We start from the raw sequence: 20,090 nt of genomic DNA on the forward strand, positions 1-20,090 counted from the left end.
AAAACCGCATCGGGACGGACCTGCCGAGCTGTGGGTCATTGGGACGGGACCATCGGCATGATTCCGGGCGGGGCGGATTTATGTGACTACCGGGACACCGCGTGCCGGCGGCAACTACCGTGCACCAGTGGGAGCGGTTGAGGGGGATGACGATTGCCAGAGTTCTTGCTCGTGTGTGGTTACCGCTGGTTGTTTTGCTGGTAATCGGATGTGGGGTGTTCATCGTGTCGCGGGTTCACGGCATTTTCGGCTCGGAAAAGCGCCCGTCGTATACCGATGGTCACATTACGGACACCAAGCTGCTCAAGCCTAAGCGGGTGATATACGAGGTCTTCGGCCCAGCGGGGACCGTGGTAGATCTCAGCTATTTCAATGCCGATTCGCAGCCCCAGCGAGTCGATGGAGTGCGCTTGCCGTGGTCGTTGACGATGACGATCGACTCGTCGGCAGTCGTAGCCAGCCTCGTGGCGCAGGGTGACAGTCACAGTATTGGCTGTCGCATCGTCGTCGACGGTGAGGTCAAAACCGAAAGAGTTTCGAACGGAGTTAACGCCTTTACTCATTGCCTGGTACAGGGCCCATGAGCACCCAGCACAGAAGCCACGACAGACTGGTCGTCGCGAGAACGGTCCGTCGTTTTGCGGTGCCTGTCATTCTTGGGTGGTTGGTGATCACTCTTCTGGTGAGTATCGGCGTACCAGCGCTAGAGCAGGTCGCGAAAGAGCATGCTGTATCGCTGAGCGCCCAAGACGCGCCGTCGCTAAAGGCGATGAAGCGCATCGGCGAATTATTCAGGGAATCAGGCACTGACGGTATTGCGATGATCGTCTTGGAGGGCGAGCAACCCCTCGGTGACGATGCCCGCCAGTATTACGGCCAATTAATTCGTCAGTTGACCGCCGACACGAAGCACGTGCAGCACATCCAGGATTTCTGGGGGGACCCGCTGACCGCGCCGGCAGCGCAAAGCGCGGACGGCAAGGCCGCGTATGTTCAACTGAATCTCGCCGGGAACCAAGGCGAGGCGCTGGCGAACGAATCCGTCGAGGCTGTTCGGAATATCGTGCAGCGAACTCCCGCGCCGGTTGGGGTGAAGGCCTATGTCACGGGCCCGACGCCGCTCCTAACGGATCTGGCCGCCACCGGTGACCGCGCGACCGTGAAAATCACGGTGGCCACTGTCGTGGTGATCTTTATCATGTTGCTTCTGGTGTATCGGTCGATCACGACGGTGCTCCTAGTGTTAGCCATGGTTGGGGTCCAACTAGCGGCGGTCCGGGGAATCGTCGCCTTTCTCAGCGACGTCGGCGTTATCAGAATTTCAACCTTTGCTATCAGCATTCTTATATGCCTAGTGATTGCCGCGGGAACGGACTACGCGATATTTCTCATCGGGCGCTATCACGAAGCGCGCCAAGCCGGCGAAGATAGGGAGACGGCCTACTACACCGCTTACCGCGGGGTGGCTCACGTGATCTTGGCCTCCGGTTTGACTGTCGCGGGGGCGACGTTTTGCCTGAGTTTCACCCGGCTGCCGACTTTCCAAACCATGGGCGCCCCGTGCGCGGTGGGCGTGCTGGTCGTCGTTGCGATTGCGCTAACGCTGGTTCCCGCCGTTCTCACCGTTGCCGGCCGTTTCGGTCTCCTCGAACCCAAGCGCACGATGTCGGTTCGTGGCTGGCGGCGGGTGGGAACGGCAGTCGTGCGCTGGCCCGTACCCATCTTTGTAGCTTCGTGCGCGTTGGCGCTTGTTGGCCTGCTGGCACTGGCGGGCTACAAGGTCAACTACGAAGACCGGCCGTACCTACCTCAGGACAGCCCCGCGAATATCGGGTGGGCGGCTGCTGAGCGCCATTTCTCCGAGGGGAGGATGAGGCCCGAAGTCTTGATGATCGAGTCCGATCACGATATGCGCAATCCAGCGGACTTTCTGGTGTTGAACAAACTGGCCAAGGGCATCTTCGGCGTTGAAGGGATTGCCATGGTGCAGGGCGCAACTCGGCCCGAAGGCGAGCCGCTCCAGCATACGTCGATTCCATTCTTGCTTAGCATCCAAAACGCCGGACTGATGCAAAATATGGCCTTTGTGAAAGACCGGCTGGAGGACATGCGTAAGCAGGCCGACGAGCTTGGCGGAACCACTGCGACGCTGGAGCGAACGTATGCACTTTTGCAACAGCTTACCGACAACACACACCATTCGGTCGGCGCCACGAAAGACCTTGCCGACGCCACTCACCACGCAATTGGCGTCACGAAGGAAACGGTGGATATCACTAAGGAAATACGGGACCAAATTGCCAATTTCGACGACTTCTTCAGACCTATACGCAATTATTTCTATTGGGAACCGCACTGCGAGAACATCCCGATCTGCGGGGCGCTGAGGTCTGCATATGATGCATCGGATGGTGTGGACAGGATCAGTGACAAGCTGGACGAGCTCACGCCAGATCTGGACAAAATCGACACGGTCATGCGGGACGAAGTCGTGCCAGATCTGGAGAATATCGACACGGTGATGCCGCAGCTTCTCGCGCTGTTACCCGCGCAGATCGCTACCGTACAAAGCGTACAGACCACGCTACTGACGACGTACAGCACGATGTCCGGAATCATTGAGCAAACGGAGGAGGTTAGCGGCGAAACGGCTGCCATGGGGCAGGATTTCGACGCCGCCCAAAACGACGATTCCTTCTACCTGCCTCGAGGAGTATTCGACAATCCGGAGTTCCAGCGCGTCATGAAGCTGTTCCTGTCACCGGACGGGAAGGCGGCGCGCTTCATCATTACGCATAGGGAGAATCCCGCCTCGGAAGAGGGCATTGAACGCATCGACCCCATAAAGACGGCTGCTGAGGAGTCCCTCAAGGGGACGCCGTTGGCGGACGCCAAGATCTACGTGGCGGGCACCGCGGCAGTCTTGAAAGACCTGAAAGAAGGTTCGAAATACGACCTGGTGATCGCAGGGATCACATCGCTTTGCATCATCTTCATCATCATGTTGATCATCACGCGAAGCCTTATTGCCGCGCTGGTGATCGTGGGGACAGTAGTGGGCTCATTGGGGGCCTCGTTTGGGCTGTCGGTGCTGGTCTGGCAGTACATTCTTGGCTTCAACCTGCACTGGATGGTCCTGTTGATGTCGATCATCATTCTTTTGGCGGTGGGAGCTGATTACAATTTGCTGCTGGTCGCCCGGTTCAAGGAGGAAATTGGCGCCGGGCTGAAAACAGGCATCATCCGTGCGATGGGCGGCACCGGTAAGGTCGTGACCACGGCCGGCCTGGTGTTCGCGTTCACGATGGCCTCGATGGTGGTCAGCGACCTGCGAATCGTCGGTCAGGTGGGCACCACGATTGGTCTCGGTCTGCTGTTCGACACCCTGGTGGTGCGGTCGTTCATGATGCCGTCCGCCGCCGCGCTGCTGGGACCCTGGTTCTGGTGGCCCACAAAGGTTCGGTCGCGTCCGCCCCGCGTCAGAAGCCATGGCTCCCCGCCCCGCGTTGCGCAGCAGCCGGTTGCACCCGACCTTCACTCCGAGGATCTGCCGACAGCCAAGTTGCCGCCATTGGCTTAAGAAGGGTTCAGGCCTTGAGCAGGTGCTGCACAGCCCTGATCGCCGCGTGACGACGCCATTGCTGGCCTTGCGGGCCGATGACGACGACGCGCACGCCCGCAAAGAAGTACGCGCAACGGCGCGTGCACTCCCAGGCTTTAAGGCAGGCCCGCTTCAGTCCTTGGTGAGGCAGTAGGTGCGGTAATGAATTTCGCCGCGCTCGAGGTCTTTGTAGAACATCGAGCCATCGACGACCGCGAATTCGCGGCCGAAGCGGCGCAGGAAGGGCGGCGAATAACGATTGATCAGTTCGTTTGACCGGGGTGAATTCTTGCGCAAGCCGCGCAGAACTTGGTCGTTGATGATCTTCTCGGAGATTAGCCGCAGTGGGGGCTGAGTCAGTCCTGCTTCCCAGGCGGGGAAGTTGTCGCGGTTGCGGAAATCGGCGTGAAGAAAATGCCCGCCGGGGCGCAGGACGCGCACCACTTCGCGTACGAAACGGTCGAAGTCGGGGTAGATGTGAGAAGCCTCGACGTTGATCACCGCATCGAAGGATTCGTCGGGGAACGGCAGGCTCTGGGCGTCGCCCTGCACGAAATCCAGGCCGGGCAGATTGTGCCTCTTTCGGCAGAACTCGATGGCCGCCGAATTGAAGTCCAGCGCGGTGTAGGAGTCGGGATGCAGTGTGCGCATCAGGTAGGAGGCTCCGCCACCGTGGCCGCAGCTGACTTCCAGCACTTTTTTGCCGCTGAGATCGATTTGGGTTGCGGTCTGGTGGTACAGCTGAATGCTGTAGCGGTTGGGCTCGTCGGACTCATCAAGTGGCAGACCCATCGGCGGATCTTCTTCGTAGCCCCAGTTCAGGAACACGACATCCTCGTGCCCGACAAGCCGACGCGTCATGAAGGGATACCAGTACTTGAAGACCTTCTTATAGGTCGCGGTGGACCCGATGCGGTACACGAGGCCAACGCCGATTCTGTCCAAGGTTTGCAGCGGGCTGCGACTCATGCAGGGCAGTATCGCAGGCAGGGCTCGATAGTGGGCGGGTATCGGGCGGCAGTCCAGACCGGTCGGCGGCCCGGGTCGGGCACGGGCGCGCGATGTTGTCACACCGAATGCGGGCACTCCGTCCGGATACATCGTGCGGACCGCGTCCGAGGCGTTGGCCGGCCTCCACATGTCGCTGTCCGACGCGATGATGATGCAGCGCGCGCAGCGCAGTGGCAGGCCGACAACTTCACCGAGATCCTGGTCCTGGCGGTGGCCTATCGGCGCCGTAAACCCTTGCTGGGTCCTAGCCTGCGGTTGGCCGCGCGGACGCTACCCGCCGACGACGCGCAAACCGGTCGAGCGGCATCCGGCCTTGGCACGACGCCCTTGGCCACGCAAGCATTGGCCAGGGTTGACGCAGAGGCGAGCGGCGTCCTAGCCTCAGTTGAGCAAACGTCCGGCGAGTCGGGGGAGATTCGACGTCGGGTTCGCTGCGTCGCCACTAGTACATCAGTGGAAGGGGGGACGCATGGGTATAGCTGTGCGTCGACATGTTGCAGCCGGCGTCGCACTTGCAGGGGCGTGCGCCATCGCCCTCACTCCGGTCGCACCGCCAACGCCGCCCGCCATCGTCGCACCGCCAACGCCGCCCGCCATCCACGCCGCCAAGCTCGATGTGTGGCTGGCCGCCGCGGTCACCAGTGCCGCCGGGACGATTCCCACGAGCGCCGAGGTCGATGAAGCCATCGCGAATGGCGACGTCAGGAACATTCCACTCAACCTGCTCTATGCCCTGGCCAACGTTTCGTTCAACGAGACTACGGCCATAAACCAGCTAGCGGCATCGCTGCTTTACACCGGAAACTGGTTTGTCCCCAGCGGCACGAACGTGTGGGGCGAGGATCCGGCAGACCCGGGGCATTTCGAGTCGATCATCAACGTGTTCAATCCGTTCCCGGCGATGTCCAACATCATGGGTTTTCAAGTTGCCATGATCGCGGCCGCCTTGCTCCCCGCGAGCGTGTCCTGTGACGCGGAGGGCTGCTCTCCGCTGACTCCGGTGGTACCTCTGACCGGTATCACCTCGCTCGACCGGCTCATCTACTCCGTGGAGATCATCGCCGGGCTGAGGAAGTTTCCCCTCCTAAACCAATGGTTTAGTCAGCAAGCCTTCGCTGGCCTGACCTCGGCGGCCGGGTACACCTTCCCCAACGGCCTCTACCCAAGCGTGTCTCCGGGGGTGGGCGAAAACGGGGCAATACCAACCCAGACCTTCACGGACAGCATGGGTAATGAGTTCACGTTCGTGGGTACGAAGGTGGACGAAAACGGCCAGACCGTGATGCCGTGGGCCGGCACGACATTTGTCTGGGATCCGCTCCTGCCCTGGAAAGCGTTCTACGCCAGCCTGGTTTCCACGCCGGACACCACCGGCGTCTACGGCACCGGCATCCATGTCGCCAGCCCCCAGGACGTCATCTATTCCTTCCAGGCCCTGCTCGCGGGCTTGGTCGTTGACTTCAACCCATTCGTTCCCGGAAGCCCCTTTTGCCCGGGGGCATGCAATACGACCCTGGGTATCACCACCCCGGTGATCGTCAAATGGATCTCAGACCTCTACCCGGGAAATCCGATTCTCGAGAAATGGCTGGAATTGGAGGCGGCCGGCCAGGCCAACGGCCCAACGCAAGAGCAAATCGACACTTCCATAAAGATCTTGCAAACAGGGTTCTTCACGTTTGATCCGGCCACGACAGCGGCGATCAACACCTGGCTGGCTGGAATCCATCCCGAACTGGTGGACATCGCCCGCGACAGCGGACTGCTAGGCGGCTACAACGCCAATGCACTGCTCCAGGACATCGGCGTCCTCACAGGCATCAGCGCAGGGCTCGCGGACATCGGCAATCGGCTGGGAATCGACCAGACGCTGCAGGAAATCGGCGGACAGCTGCAGGTCCTCGACGCAACGCTGAAGGACGTCGGCGCAAGGGTAAACGCAACGCTGACGGATCTTAATGCGAGGCTGAACGCAGCGCTGATCGACATCGGGCACCAACTGGGCGTCGACGAAGTGCTCAAGACAGTCAACGCGGCGCTGTGGGGCGTAGGCGCACTGCTGAACAGAATCGGCTCGTACCCCACGCCCCCCTCCACTGAAAATCGCCTACCTTCGCGGACGCTGGATGTTTCGGCAACGTCGGTCCCCGCGCTAACCGCGGACTCCGCAACGACGGACGGGACGGCGGCCCTCGCCGCGCCGGACAGCCAACTGACCAATACGGTTGTCGGCCAAGTCGAGCGCAAGATCCGGCCCGTCACCGAGGCTGCCGTCGACATTGAGGCGCTGCCAAGCAATGCGGATCCCGAAGCCAGCCAGGCACCGGCTCCCGTGAGGAAGCCGGTCGAAGCGCCCGAGCCGACGACTGCCACGTCAACCGACGCGACGTCAACTGGCCTGACCGTTGATCGCAAGAAGGCAGTACCCGACAAAGCCGACGGCGGCAAGGCTGACAATCCCGGCGGCGGCAAGGCTGACAATGCCGGCGGCGGCAAAGCTGACAATGCCGGCGGCGGCAAAGCTGACAATGCCGGTGGCAAGCACCGGGCTGACAATGCCGGTGGCAAGCACCGGGCTGCGTAAGGAGCGGTAGCGCCCGGGCGTACAGCGGTCCGATTCGCTCGTTTGCTCGGCGGGTTTCGACGGCATCGGAGCAGCGAGATCCCGTCGCGAGGTCGGACTGTCCGCCCTGTTGCATCACGACAGAAGTGAGAGTGGCGACACATGGGGATCGCGCTTCCGGAGTTCACACCGGCACAAGAAAGCTTGTTCCTCACGCTGGGCAGCAGGGCACTCGACAGTCGCCTGCCGCGCCCGTTCCTGGGCGACGTTATGGCCGACGAGATCATCAAGACCATCGGTTACGGTCTCGACAAGTTCCCCCAACTGAACACGAAATTCCTCGACCGACGTTCCAAGGTGTTCGACGTGGCGGTGCGGGCCAAGATACTTGACGGGATGGTGCGCCGGTTCATAGTCGGTCAACCGGACGCGGTCGTGCTAGATCTTGGCGCGGGCCTGGACGGCAGAGTCTCCCGGGTCAACCCGCCGCCCACCGTCGAGTGGTATGACGTCGACTTCCCCGAGGTGGTTGCCCTCCGGCGTAAACTGTTGCCGCAGCGCGCCAATGCCCACAACGTCGGCGCGGACCTGACTGATCCGGACTGGTTGCAAGACATCCCCAGAAACCGGCCAGCGATGATCGTCGCCGACGGGCTCATCCTCTTCCTCGGACAGGATGACTTCGTGTCGCTGCTGAACCGGCTTACCGCCCACTTCCCCAGCGGGGAGCTGGCATTCAACGCCTACACCACATACGCCATGTGGACGTTCAAACACTCCCGCGCTATGCGGGCGATCGCGGGCGGCATGGCCAATCCCGGTATCAACGACCCCCGGCTGCTCGAACATTGGGTCGATGGGCTGGCCCTGCTTGACGAAATCTTTCTCACCCGAGCACCTGAGGTTGCCGAGTTGCCGCTGATCGGCAGGTTGGCATCCCGGCTGGCAGCCAGGAGCGCGAAGCTGTCTCGACTAATGGCAACCGTTGTGTTGCGCTACCGCTTCTAGCTCGTTGATGACCGTGAAGTCGGCTTCGCCTCTGACTGGCGAGCGGCGGGGCTGGTCAAGCGGTCGTCGCGCTCAGGCTGAGTGAATGGTTGCGACTGTCACGGTCGAGGAATGTGCTCGACAGTCAGGTGGGGTTGGATATCGAGTCCCCGCTCCGCTACCCGCTTACCGGCGAGGGACTACGGTTTGCCATCTTCTACACCGAAGTCGATCACCGGCTGCGGCGCCCGCTGCCGACCAGCTACCCGCCCCGGTGATACTCCGAAATGCGTTGTGCATTATCCACATTCACACAACACAAACCATCGACCGGCTCGTCTCGTGCCAAAGACAGGCCGAAAACTCAAGACACCGTCAAAGCTCCCTCTTGCGTCCCAGGTAGCTGGCAATTGAGTGAATTGAGGTAATTCCTAGGGGGAGCAGGACTTCGGATCGGTTCCCGCGGGCCTGAGCGAGCGTCATACCGCCGATCTGTGCCGCGCTGGGTTCGATCCGCATTAGCGGTGGTTCGAGTTCACCGCACGGCATCTGTAGATGCCGAGTTGAAGTTGACGCGGCACACCCATAGTTCGGCTCTTCACTCTTGACTTCCAAGACACGTGAAAAGCGAACTCGGCGCCGCTTTTTGGTGGCGGGACGCCGCTCAATTCTTGGTGAAGCAATACATTCGGTACTCGATTTGCCCGCTCTGGATATCGCGGTATATCCACCCGCCCGGCACACCGGCGAACCAGCGGCCTATGGGGCGCAGAAACGCCGGCAGCACACCGATCAGGTCGAGTGACCGCTGCGCATTTTTCTCCAGCCCGCGCAGAACCTCCGCATTGATGATGCGTTCCGAAACCTGCCGCATCTGGCTGTCGACCAGCGCTGCCTCCCAATCGGAAAAATCCTTGCGGTCGCGGAAATCAGCGTAGAGGAAACGCCCTCCGGGGCGGAGGACGCGCACCACTTCGGCGAGGAAGCGGGGAAGCCGAGGATAGGCGTGTGAGGCTTCGATATTGATCACCGCGTCGAAGGATTGGTCGGCAAACGGCAGGCGTTCGGCGTCACCGTGCACGAAATCCAGCGCGGCCAGGTTATGCCTCCTTCGGCAGAAGGCGATGCCGTCTGCGTTGAAGTCCAGCCCCGTGTAGGAAGCCGGGCGCAACGCGCGCACAAGATACGAGGCTCCACCGCCATGGCCGCAGCTGACCTCCAGTACCTGTTTGCCGTCGAGATCCGCCTGGGTCGCCACGCGGTGGTAGAGCTGGAGACCGCACCGGTTGGGCTCATCGGACGCCGCCAACGGCAAGGCCATCGGCGGGTCTTCTTCGTAGCCGTAGTTGAGGCACGTGAGGTCTTCCTCATTGAGCCGACGGGTCAGAAAGGGATACCAATAGTGGTTCATCAAAGCTTTGATGAACCTGACCTTGATGTCGGTGATGTAGCCCGTGCGCATGGCCATGGCGGGATTACGCCAGAGGATGCGCCGCGCAGAGGGGCGCGGCGCGGTCATGGTGGGCCGTCGCGGTTAGCCGCGCCGAACACGTCCGATAGATCAGGTCGGAGCTTGCTTTTGGCGACGCGCACAGCCGTTTGACTCGAAAGCGTAACACCATCACAGCTGCTCGCCGCGGCCGTTCTGCGGTAAACCACCGCGCGTGCGCCCCGTGCCGGCGCGATCGAAACACCGCGGTTCTTATGCCGTTCTCCGGGTGCATCGGTTGGCGCGAACCGGAATTCGCGTAGCAGCGTGCGCAGGGCGACGTCCATCTCCATGGCCGCGAACCCCGCACCAAGGCAGCGGTTTACGCCGCCACCGAACGGAATAAACGTGAATGGCTTCGGGCTGGCGCCGACGAATCGGTCTGGGTTGAACGAGGCCGCGTCGGGGAAGTTCTCTGCTGACTCATGCACTAGTTGGAAATCAATTTGCACAGTGGTGTCCGCCGGAAGAACCCAGTCGCCCAGGCGAACTCGCTTCTTCGTGCGCCGCATCGAGCCCAAAATATTCGGCCGGGTGCGCTGCACTTCGAAGATCGTTGCGTGCCGCAACTCTGATCCCCCGGCGTCCACTTCGTCAGCAAGCCGCGACATCAGCTCTGGATGCCGGCGCAACCGCTCCACCGTCCAGGCCAATTGCGAGGCGGTTGTCTCGTGACCGGCGGCGACCAAGGTCAGCAGCTCATCGGCGATATGCCGATCGGGAATCGGCTCACCGTCTTCGTAGCGGGCCCGCAACAAGACCGCGAGCACGTCGCTGCGCTCTTCGAAGGCCGGGTCGGCCCGCGCCTCGGCGATGAGCGAGTCGATGACGGTGTCAAACCGGCGCCGCAGCCGCAATAACCGCCCACCTGGACTCCACCGACCGTAGTCGCGCTGCACTATTGACGGCATCAAGCGTAGGTAGGAGCCAACTGTGACCAGGACCGGCATCACGCTGCGAAGTTCGTCCAGTGCTTCTTCCTCTTCGCCGAACACGGCACGCAGAATCGCGTTGAGGGTCAGGCGGCCCATCGTCGGAAGCGTTTCGAACTCGCGGCCCTCGGGCCAGTTCGCGGTTTCGTTCATTACCTCTTCTTCGACGATATGCTCGTAGCTTCTCACCGCCTTCCCGTGGAACGCCGGGAGCACCAATCGGCGGCGCTTCAGCTGTTCTTTACCCGTGAGGCTGAATGTCGATCCAGGGCCGAATACCGGGCCGAGGAGGAAAGTAGGACGTTCGAGCAGATCGTCGCTGGCGCTCCAGATGTCTTTGATCAGGATTGGGTCGCTGATGAAAACGGTCTTGCCGAAATACGGCAAACTCATGGTGAACGTGCCGCCGTAATGTCGACCCAGAACGGGCACCCACCGATGCTGCAGTGCGGTCAAGATCACGACGGCTGGGACTATCTTCGGCATCCGCGGCCCCGGCGGTAGCCGTTCCGGCTCTGTTGTCGCCGTCGCCATGTCGTCCCCTCTCCCTACCGGGTACCTTAAGGTAATTCGTGCCGGCTTGCTGAGAGTGCCCGAGATCAGTCTCAATCCCGTGCCGCATCGTGCCATTCGGTCTGCTGAAGAGACGTTACGGACCCACGATCCGCAAACTGGTTGCCAGGTCGACGCACCTCTGCGCCTACGGGAACCGCGCTCGGATCGAGAATAGTTGCCGCTGTCTCCAGAAGTCGGGGCTGACACCGCGATCACACGATTGACGCCCCATTTAGCAAATTTCCCAAAGTTAGCAAACGCGACCTAATCCCGATCTCAACCGCAGTCGACGATGTAGGCCACTGACCTGTTAGCAAATTAGGCGAGGATCTTGCCCACGGGGCCGCCTGCTGCTGCAGGTTCAGGGGCTGCATGTCCGCAGCCGGCTGTTACCGAGCGCATCACCGCAAACCTCGGCGTGCGAGCCGACCGGGTATAGATGGAAGCGGTGGCGCAACAGCCCGTTCTGCGCGTCCACATGTCGCGGCGGCAGGTGTAGCAACCGTTGAGGACGAGCTGGACAACGCACCCAATGTGACGCGCGATCAGCCGCAATCATCGAATCCCGAGAGCCGCAGCCGTCCAACTGGGGCGGCAGCCTGATGGCTACTTCGCAGTGCGCAGGATCGCGAACGACTGCGCTTTCAGGCGAGTGGTCGCCCCATCGGCGACGGGTTCATCCCAACCGAATACGACCTGGCCGGACACGGGAACGCTGACCGTCTGCTGTCCGAGGTTGCATACGATCGTGAGCGAGCGGCGATGCATCACGATCCATCGGGCATCCTCGTCGTAATCGACGGTCATGTCGTCCAGCCACGGGTCGGCCATATCGGGTTCGTTGTGCCGCAACGCGATAAGTTGCCGGTAGAGCTGCCGCAACCGACCGTGGTCGCCGTCGTCGATCTCGGCCCAGTTGAGCTTGGACCGTTCGAAGGTCGCCGGGTCCTGCGGGTCTGGAATCTCGTCGGCGTCCCAACCGTGCTCGGCGAACTCACGCTTGCGACCCTCGGCCGTGGCCCTGGCCAACTCGGGTTCCGGGTGGGAGCTGAAGAACTGGAACGGCGAGGAGGAGCCCCATTCCTCACCCATGAAAAGCATTGCGGTGTAAGGCGACCCGAGAGCAAGCGCCGCCTTTACGGCTAGCTGCCCGAAGCTCAGATTTTGCGACGGCCGATCGCCGATGGCTCGGTTGCCGACCTGGTCATGCGTCAACGTGTACGCCAGCAGTCGCGTCGCCGGGATGCTCGCGGTATCCAGCGGACGGCCGTGTCGCCTGTGCCGGAACGACGAGTACGTGCCCGCATGGAAGTATCCGTGTTTCAACGTCTGCGCCAGTGCTTCGAGCGATCCGAAATCCGCGTAATAACCCTGCCGTTCGCCGGAGACCGCCGAGTGGATCGCGTGGTGGATGTCGTCGTCCCACTGCGCCGTCATCCCGTAACCGCCGCGATCACGCGGAGTGATCAACCGCGGGTCGTTGAGGTCGCTTTCGGCGATCAGCGACAACGGTCGTCCCAGTTCGGCTGCCAGTGCGTCTGTTTCGGCGGACAGTTCTTCGAGAATGTGGATCGCAGTGGTGTCGACCAGTGCATGCACTGCGTCGAGGCGCAGCCCGTCGGCGTGGAAGTCGCGCATCCACCGCAGTGCGCAGTCGATGATGTAGCGGCGCACCTCGTCGGCATCGGCATCGGAAATGTTGATCGATTCGCCCCACGGATTGCTGCCCGTCGACAGGTATGGCCCGAACTTCGGCAGATAGTTGCCCGACGGGCCGAGGTGGTTGAACACCGCATCGATAAGTACGCCGAGGCCGCGACGGTGACAGGCGTCGATGAATCGGACCAGACCGTCGGGGCCCCCGTAGGGTTCGTGCACCGCGTACCAGAGCACGCCGTCGTAGCCCCAGCCGTATGTCCCGCCGAATGCGTTGACGGGCATCAGCTCGACGAAGTCGACACCCAGATCGACCAGATAGTCCAGTTTCTCGATGGCCGAGTCGAAGGTGCCCTGCGGGGTGAAGGTGCCGACGTGTAGCTCGTAGATCACCCGGCCCTCGATCGAGCGGCCTGCCCAGTCGTCGTCGGTCCACGCATCGGTGGCGGGCTGCCACAGCTGCGACCGTTCGTGCACACCGTCGGGTTGGCGAGCCGACCGCGGATCGGGTAGCACCTTCGGGTCGTCGTCGAGGACGAAGCCGTACCGCGCGTCGGGCGCCGCGTCGACGGAGGCTCGCCACCAGTCGTCGTCGGACCGGTCCATCGGGTACAGGGTGCCGTCGACGTCGAGGCGTACCCGCTGCGGCCGCGGCGCCCACACTGCGAAGTCAGTCATCGGTTCGCTCCAACAATGCGACCGGAGCTGCTGCGAAGAGGTCGGGTGCCGCGACGCGTCCTGACCACCGGTTGCCGGTGATGCGGTCGGTCCATTCACCGTCGGGCAGCACCAATGTGGTATCGCCCCAGCCGGTTTCGGCCAGTCGCACCGAATGCCGGGTCACCGCAGTCACCACGTCGTCGCCGCGGAGGAAGGCGACGAGGTGTTCGGCGCCCGCGCCATTGGGCAGCAGCGGCGTATAACCTCCGTCGACGAATGTGTCGGGACGGTCGCGGCGGAGCCGCAGGGCGGCGCGCGTCACCGTCAGCTTTGGATGTTGCGAAGCCTGCTGTCGCACAGGGTAATCCACTGGCCGCCGGTTGTCGGGGTCAACGAGGCTGTCCTCCCACAACTCGGTGCCCTGATAAACGTCAGGTATCCCTGGCGCGGTCAGTGCGATCAATTTCTGGCCGAGGCTGTCGTTGTGTGCGTGCTCATCGAGTCGGCGGGTGAGGGACGTGAGTCCGGCCCCGATCTGACCGTCCATGACGGCGTCCAGCCACTCGTGCACGGCGCTCTCGAACGCGGTGTCGGGGTCGTTCCACGACGTGTGTGCCGCGGCTTCCCGGATAGCCTTCTCGGCATAACCGTGCAGCCGGTCGCGAAGGCCCTGGGTCACCGCACCGTCGGCCGGCCATACGCCGAACATGTTCTGCAACAGGAAAAGCGCGGTCGCCGGGTCCGGCGGCGGTATCTCGAGAACCCATTTGCCGACCAGTTCCGCCCACAATGACGGCACCTGCGACAGCACCCCGATACGGGCCCGCACGTCTTCACCACGTTTGGTGTCGTGGGTGGTCAACGCCACCATGGCATGCGGCCACAGCTTGGCCCTTGTCGCAGCGCGCTCGTGAAACTCCGCGATGCTGACCCCGAACCGGGCGGGCTCTCCGCCCACCTCGTTAAGCGACACCAACCGGGCGTCCCGGTAGAACAGGCAGTCCTCCATCGACTTCGCGGTTGCCGCGCCACACAACTGCTGCAGCCGCACCGCCGACTCGACGCTGGTCGACAGCGCCGACGCCACGATGGTCAAAGGTTCCGCCAAATCTGGAATGGCCGTGATGGTTTCGGCTAGCGCTTCGGACAACACCAACGACAGCGAGCGGTAGTCGCAGCGGTAGACAGGCACTCGGCTGATCAGCTCGGCGACCGCCTTAGAGATTTCCGGATGGTCGGTGCCGGTTGCTGACTTGATCGTTCGGTGCAGCCGAGCCAATTCGCTTCCGAGCGTGTCGGTGACCGCGCCCGCCTTGAGCCTGCGGGCCAACACCGGCATCTCGTCGTAGTCGAAGCCGGTCGAGTTGACCAGCGCGGTGAGCGGATCGGCGCCTGCGGGATCGAGAAACAGCCCACCGATTTCGCGCAACGCGTCGTAGCCGGTCGTTCCAGCTACGGGCAGCGTTGTCTCCAGTGGCTCGTCGACGGCCAGGATCTTTTCGATGACGATCCACGCATCCGGTCCGACCAGTTCCCGCAGCCATTCGAGATAGCCTGCGGGATCGGATAGTCCATCGGGGTGATCGATTCGGATGCCGTCGACCAGGCCGTCGGTGAACCAGCGCTTGACTTCGACGTGGGTGGCGTCGAACACCGCACGGTCTTCCTGACGCAGTCCCGCCAGTGACGTGATGGAGAAGAACCGCCGGTAGCCGCAGATGCCGTTGCGCCACCCGATCGGGCGGTAGTGCGTCTGGTCGGCGGGATAGTTCGGCGGAGCGTCGTCGCCGTCGGAACCCAGTATGGGTAACACGACTCGGCCTTGCGGGTCGATGTCCCAGTCGATGTCGAAATACGACGCGTACGGCGACGCGCGGCCCTTTTCGAGAACGTCCAGCCACCAACGGTTCTGAGTCGGATCGTCGACGCCGACGTGGTTCGGCACGATGTCTACGATCAACCCCATTCCGCGTTCCTTCGCCGCGGCGGAGAGTCGCGCTAGTCCGTCCGTGCCGCCGAGGGCGGGGGAGACGGTGGTGGGGTCGGTGACGTCGTAGCCGTGTGTCGAACCCTCGGCGGCCGTCAGGATCGGCGACAGGTACAGGTGAGACACGCCGAGGTCGTCGAGATAGTCGAGCACGGAGATGGCGTCGTCAAAGGTGAAGCAGTCACCACGCATCTGGAGGCGGTACGTCGAGAGCACACGAGAAGTCATGCGTCAGGCGGTCTTACGCAGCACAAGCAGGGACCTCGAGTGCAGCGAGATCTTCTTGCCCGCCGTGACGACAAGTTCGGTGGATCCCGTCGCATCGGCGGTGTCGAGCACGGCGGTCCACTCCTTGGCGTAATTGCCCTTCGGCGTCACGAAGTCCTGCGGTTTGTCGTGTGCGTTGAAGCACAACAGAAATGACTCGTCGACGACCCGCTCGCCGCGCGCGTTGGGGGTCGGGATGGCCTCGCCGTTGAGGAACACCGCGACGCACTTGCCCAACCCGGTGCCCCAGTCCTCGGGCGCCATCTCCTTGCCCGCCGGTGTCAGCCATGCGATGTCGCGGACCTGGTCGCCGGTGCGGATCGGCTTGCCCTCGAAGAAGCGCCGCCTGCGGAAGACGGGATGGTCGTGCCGCAGCTTGGTGACGCGACGGGTGAAGTCGAGCAGGTCGGCGTTCGCCTCGCACATCGACCAGTCCATCCAGGAAATTTCCGAGTCCTGGCAGTAGACGTTGTTGTTGCCCCGTTGGGTGCGCCCGATCTCGTCGCCGTGCGAGATCATCGGGGTGCCCTGGGAGATCATCAGCGTGCCCATGATGTTGCGCATCTGCTTGGCGCGCAACGCCAGAATCTCGGGATCGTCGGTCGGGCCTTCCACGCCGCAGTTCCACGACCGGTTGTGGCTTTCGCCGTCGCGGTTGTCCTCGCCGTTGGCCTCGTTGTGCTTCTCGTTGTAGGACACCAGATCGGCCAACGTGAAGCCGTCGTGGCAGGTGACAAAGTTGATGCTCGCGCCGGGACGACGGCCGGTGGCCTCGTAGAGATCCGAGGAACCGGTCAGCCGCGAGGCGAACTCGCCGAGGGTTGCGGGCTCGCCCCGCCAATAATCGCGCACAGTGTCGCGATACTTCCCGTTCCATTCGGTCCACAAACCTGGAAAATTGCCGACTTGATAGCCGCCCTCGCCGACGTCCCACGGTTCTGCGATCAGCTTCACCTGGCTGACCACCGGATCCTGCTGCACCAGATCGAAGAACGCGCTCAATCGGTCGACTTCGTAGAACTCGCGGGCGAGCGCCGCCGCGAGGTCGAAACGGAAGCCGTCGACGTGCATCTCCAGCACCCAGTACCGCAGTGAGTCCATGATCAACTGCAGCGTGTGCGGGTGGCGTGCGTTGAGGCTGTTGCCGGTACCGGTGAAATCCCGGTAGAACCGCGGGTCGGCGTCCTCGAGTCGGTAGTAGGCGGCGTTGTCGATGCCCCGGAAGTTGATGGTGGGGCCGAGGTGGTTGCCCTCGGCGGTGTGGTTGTAGACGACATCGAGGATCACCTCGATGCCCGCTTCGTGGAACGACCGCACCATGGTCTTGAACTCGGCCACCGCACCGCCTGCGTGCTTGTTCGCCGCGTACTGGTAATGCGGCGCGAAGAACCCGAAGGTGTTGTAGCCCCAGTAATTTCGCAACCCGAGATCGATCAGCCGGTGGTCGTGCAGGAACTGGTGCACCGGCATCAGCTCGATCGCGGTGACGTTCAACGACTTGAGGTGGTCGATGATCACCGGATGGCCCAGCCCCGCGTAGGTACCGCGGAGTTCCTCCGGAATACCCGGGTGGGTCTGCGTCATGCCCTTGACGTGAGCCTCGTAGATGATCGTCTCGTGATACGGCGTGCGCGGCGCGCGATCCGATCCCCACTGGAAGAACGGGTTGATCACCACGCTGGTCATCGTGTGCCCCAGCGAGTCGATCCGCGGCGGCGTGCCACCCGACGCCAGGTCGTCGGCCTGCAGGTCGTAGGAGAACAGCGCCTGACTGAAGTCGAAGTCGCCGTGAAATGACTTGCCGTACGGGTCGAGCAGCAGCTTGCTCGGATCGCATCGATGGCCGGCCGACGGATCCCACGGGCCGTAGACGCGGTAGCCGTAGCGCTGGCCGGGAGTGACCGTCGGCAGATAGCAGTGCCAAACGTACCCGTCGACCTCGTCGAGATTGATGCGCTGCTCGCTGCCGTCCTTGGCGATCAGGCACAGCTCAACCCGCTCGGCCACCTCGGAGAACAACGAGAAGTTGGTGCCTGCGCCGTCGTAGGTGGCTCCAAGTGGGTAGGCCTCACCCGGCCAAACGGTCGGCACCGACGAAGGCCCCGGCGACGACATCAGGGCTGCCACCAGCCGGTGGCCAGGCCGATCTGGCGTCCCAGTTCGTTGGACATGGTGCGCATGTAGGTGGTCGAGATGTGGTGGGAGTCGCGATACAGCAACACATTCCCCTCCACGGCGCGGCAGATGTCCTTCCGACACACCGCATCGCTCATGTCGAGCGGCTTCAGCAACGGAAACCGCCTTACGAAATCCAACGTCTGGTTGTGCTCTGACAGTACGTCGGATCGCTTCATGCCGCAGGAGTTCGCGTTGCCGCCGCGGGCCAGGCAGTCGGCCGGGAAGAACGGCTTGTTGTTACGGACCATCCACGGCGTATCGCGCATGGCCAGGATCGGAATGTTGTTGTCCGACAACGCTTGCCAGATGCCGATGTAAAACGACGGCATCACGTCGCCCGGTTTGATGTTCCACGGCCGTGTGGACGTCGTGAACACGAAGTCGGGACGATCGGCGATCAACTTCGGCATCACCCGGTTGTTCCACACCCGACAGCCCGGATACGGGCGGTTGTCGCCCATCACCAACGGCAACTGTTCGGTGGTCAGCGGGCAACCCATCTTCAGGTAGGTGACGACTCTGAAGTGGTGCATCTGACCGAGCAGGTCCAGCGCGGTGATCCAGTGCTCGGCATGCGAACTGCCCGCCAGCGCGATGGTGCGGGTGGCTTCCTTGTCGCCGAAGGTGCAGTCGACGACGTCACTGTTGTCGAAGTCGCTGATGCAGCCGTCGAGCGTGGTTTCCGGCAGATCGTCCTTGGCCTCGAGCACTGTCGGGCGCATCGGCAGCTTGGGCACCTTCGCGTGGTTGATCAACGCGGTGGCGCCGGGATAGTCGCGCAGCGAAAGGTTCGCGAGTTCTTTGCCGTTCGCGCGTTGCACGGTGAGGTGTTCGCGCCATCCGAACGCGGTCGCCGTCAATGCGACGCCCAGCAGTCCGACGATCGAACCCATCACGATCGTCGGGCGGCGCAACCGGGTCCACAGCGGCACCGCAGGCGATGGCTTTGCCGCTTTCGCCGAGGCGCGGTACCGCAGCGGAGTCTCCACGTACCGCAGCGTCAGCCACGCGAGCAGACCGGAGACCAGTAACACCGCGGCGCCCTCGACGAAGTCGACCTTCGGCTCACCGGTGTGCGACAGCCAGAAGATCAGCAGCGGCCAGTGCCACAGGTACAGCGAGTACGCCATGCCGCCGAGCGTCACGAATGGGGCGGTGGCCAGCAACCGGTTCGGGGCGGGCAGGCGGTCCGCGGTCTTCGGATCGGACTGCCGATTGGCCGCCGACATGATGAACAGCATGGTGGCGCCGACGGGCACCAGCGCCAGCGGACCGGGGAACTCCTTCACCCCGTCGATCAGCGCGCCGCACGACAGAATCGCCGCCAACGACACCACGGCGACCGCCGTGCGTAGCCACATCGGCCAGCGCACATACGGCACCACGGCGCCCAGCAGCGCGCCGAGGAGCAACTCCCACGCCCTGGCGAAACTGTTGTAATAGGCAGTCGCCTGATCGGCGTTGTGAGCAAATATCGCGTAGACGAACGACGCGATGGTCAATGCGCTCAGCAGAAGCACAAACGAAATCCGCATGTACCTGCCGAGCCTGCGACGCAACAGATGGGCGAACCCGAAGATCAGCGCCAGGAAGCCGATGTAGAACTGCCCCTGCACCGACATCGACCAGATGTGTTGCAGCGGGCTGACCGCCTCACCGGCGCGAAGGTAGTCCGCAGCGGTGTTGGCAAGCTCCCAGTTCTGGAAGTAGCCGAGGCTGGCCAGGCTCTGGTCAGCAAACGTCTCCCAGCGCGTCTCCGGCTGCACCAGGATGGTGAGCACCGCCGCGGCGGCGAGCACCACGACGAGGGCGGGCAACAGCCGGCGTACGAGTCGGGTCACCTCCGGGACGGGTGACAGCGACGTGCCGGGGGTCAGCGCGGTGCGCAGCAGGCGGCCACCGAAGAAGAAGCCGGACAACGCCAAAAAGACGTCGACGCCGCCGGAAACCCGGCCAAACCACACGTGGAACACCGCGACGAGCGCGATGGCGATGCCGCGCAGGCCGTCCAAATCGTGGCGGTAGAAACCCGATTCGCGCGTCCCCATGGCGATGCGCGAGTCGGAACCCGGATCGGTGACGGCCGCAGGCCGGGCAGGAGCGAGGGTCATCATGGTCGACGGTTAATCTACCCAAGGTCGGCTGCCGCCTCATGCCGCAGCCGACCGGACGCAGCCACCGAGCAAAGGATCAGGGTGGTTCCA

11 protein-coding genes are annotated in these 20,090 nt (G+C 62.9%); 4 read left to right on the forward strand and 7 right to left on the reverse strand.

Annotation, left to right across the window (positions count from 1 at the left end; genetic code table 11):
- The first annotated feature begins 119 nt into the window (after nt 1-119).
- Nucleotides 120-584 (forward strand): MmpS family transport accessory protein, encoded by a 465-nt coding sequence (locus A5724_RS29225; protein ID WP_232005022.1) that lies wholly within the window; start codon nt 120-122, stop codon nt 582-584.
- Nucleotides 581-3,580, forward strand: a complete 3,000-nt coding sequence (locus A5724_RS29230) for an RND family transporter (protein WP_067810520.1) — start codon at nt 581-583, stop codon at nt 3,578-3,580. Before A5724_RS29225 ends, A5724_RS29230 begins: the two co-directional genes overlap by 4 nt.
- Nucleotides 3,581-3,733: 153 nt before the next feature.
- Here A5724_RS29230 and A5724_RS29235 read toward each other — a convergent pair whose 3' ends face one another.
- Entirely contained in the window at nt 3,734-4,570 is an 837-nt protein-coding gene (locus A5724_RS29235) for a phthiotriol/phenolphthiotriol dimycocerosates methyltransferase (RefSeq protein ID WP_067810523.1), read from the reverse strand.
- A 511-nt stretch (nt 4,571-5,081) separates the two neighbouring features.
- Here A5724_RS29235 and A5724_RS29240 point away from each other — a divergent pair.
- Both A5724_RS29240 and A5724_RS29245 read left to right on the forward strand, forming a co-directional pair.
- The gene (locus A5724_RS29240; RefSeq protein WP_156752505.1) at nt 5,082-7,196 is read left to right on the forward strand and encodes a hypothetical protein; all 2,115 of its coding nucleotides are present in this window, start codon (nt 5,082-5,084) and stop codon (nt 7,194-7,196) included.
- A 141-nt stretch (nt 7,197-7,337) separates the two neighbouring features.
- The gene (locus A5724_RS29245; RefSeq protein ID WP_067810526.1) at nt 7,338-8,183 is read left to right on the forward strand and encodes a class I SAM-dependent methyltransferase; all 846 of its coding nucleotides are present in this window, start codon (nt 7,338-7,340) and stop codon (nt 8,181-8,183) included.
- Nucleotides 8,184-8,826: 643 nt separating this feature from the next.
- Here A5724_RS29245 and A5724_RS29250 read toward each other — a convergent pair.
- The 6 genes from A5724_RS29250 to A5724_RS29275 form a co-directional block, all read right to left on the reverse strand.
- A complete protein-coding gene (locus A5724_RS29250) occupies nt 8,827-9,624 on the reverse strand; it encodes a phthiotriol/phenolphthiotriol dimycocerosates methyltransferase (RefSeq protein ID WP_232005023.1) in 798 nt (265 codons plus the stop codon).
- A 53-nt stretch (nt 9,625-9,677) separates the two neighbouring features.
- Complete coding sequence (locus A5724_RS29255) at nt 9,678-11,117, reverse strand: cytochrome P450 (RefSeq protein ID WP_082965341.1); 1,440 nt, start codon at nt 11,115-11,117, stop codon at nt 9,678-9,680.
- Nucleotides 11,118-11,744: 627 nt separating this feature from the next.
- A complete protein-coding gene (treZ, locus tag A5724_RS29260) occupies nt 11,745-13,472 on the reverse strand; it encodes a malto-oligosyltrehalose trehalohydrolase (RefSeq protein ID WP_067810531.1) in 1,728 nt (575 codons plus the stop codon).
- Entirely contained in the window at nt 13,465-15,669 is a 2,205-nt protein-coding gene (gene treY / locus A5724_RS29265) for a malto-oligosyltrehalose synthase (RefSeq protein ID WP_067810532.1), read from the reverse strand. The genes treZ and treY overlap by 8 nt, the downstream gene beginning before the upstream one ends.
- Nucleotides 15,670-15,672: 3 nt before the next feature.
- Nucleotides 15,673-17,823 (reverse strand): glycogen debranching protein GlgX, encoded by a 2,151-nt coding sequence (gene glgX, locus A5724_RS29270; RefSeq protein WP_067810811.1) that lies wholly within the window; start codon nt 17,821-17,823, stop codon nt 15,673-15,675.
- Nucleotides 17,823-20,000: an acyltransferase family protein gene (locus A5724_RS29275; RefSeq protein ID WP_067810534.1), complete on the reverse strand. Its 2,178-nt coding sequence runs from the start codon at nt 19,998-20,000 to the stop codon at nt 17,823-17,825. The genes glgX and A5724_RS29275 overlap by 1 nt, the downstream gene beginning before the upstream one ends.
- Between the last annotated feature and the right edge of the window lie 90 nt (nt 20,001-20,090).

The sequence above is a fragment of the Mycobacterium sp. ACS1612 genome (assembly GCF_001667505.1).
In the GTDB taxonomy this organism is placed as follows: domain Bacteria; phylum Actinomycetota; class Actinomycetes; order Mycobacteriales; family Mycobacteriaceae; genus Mycobacterium.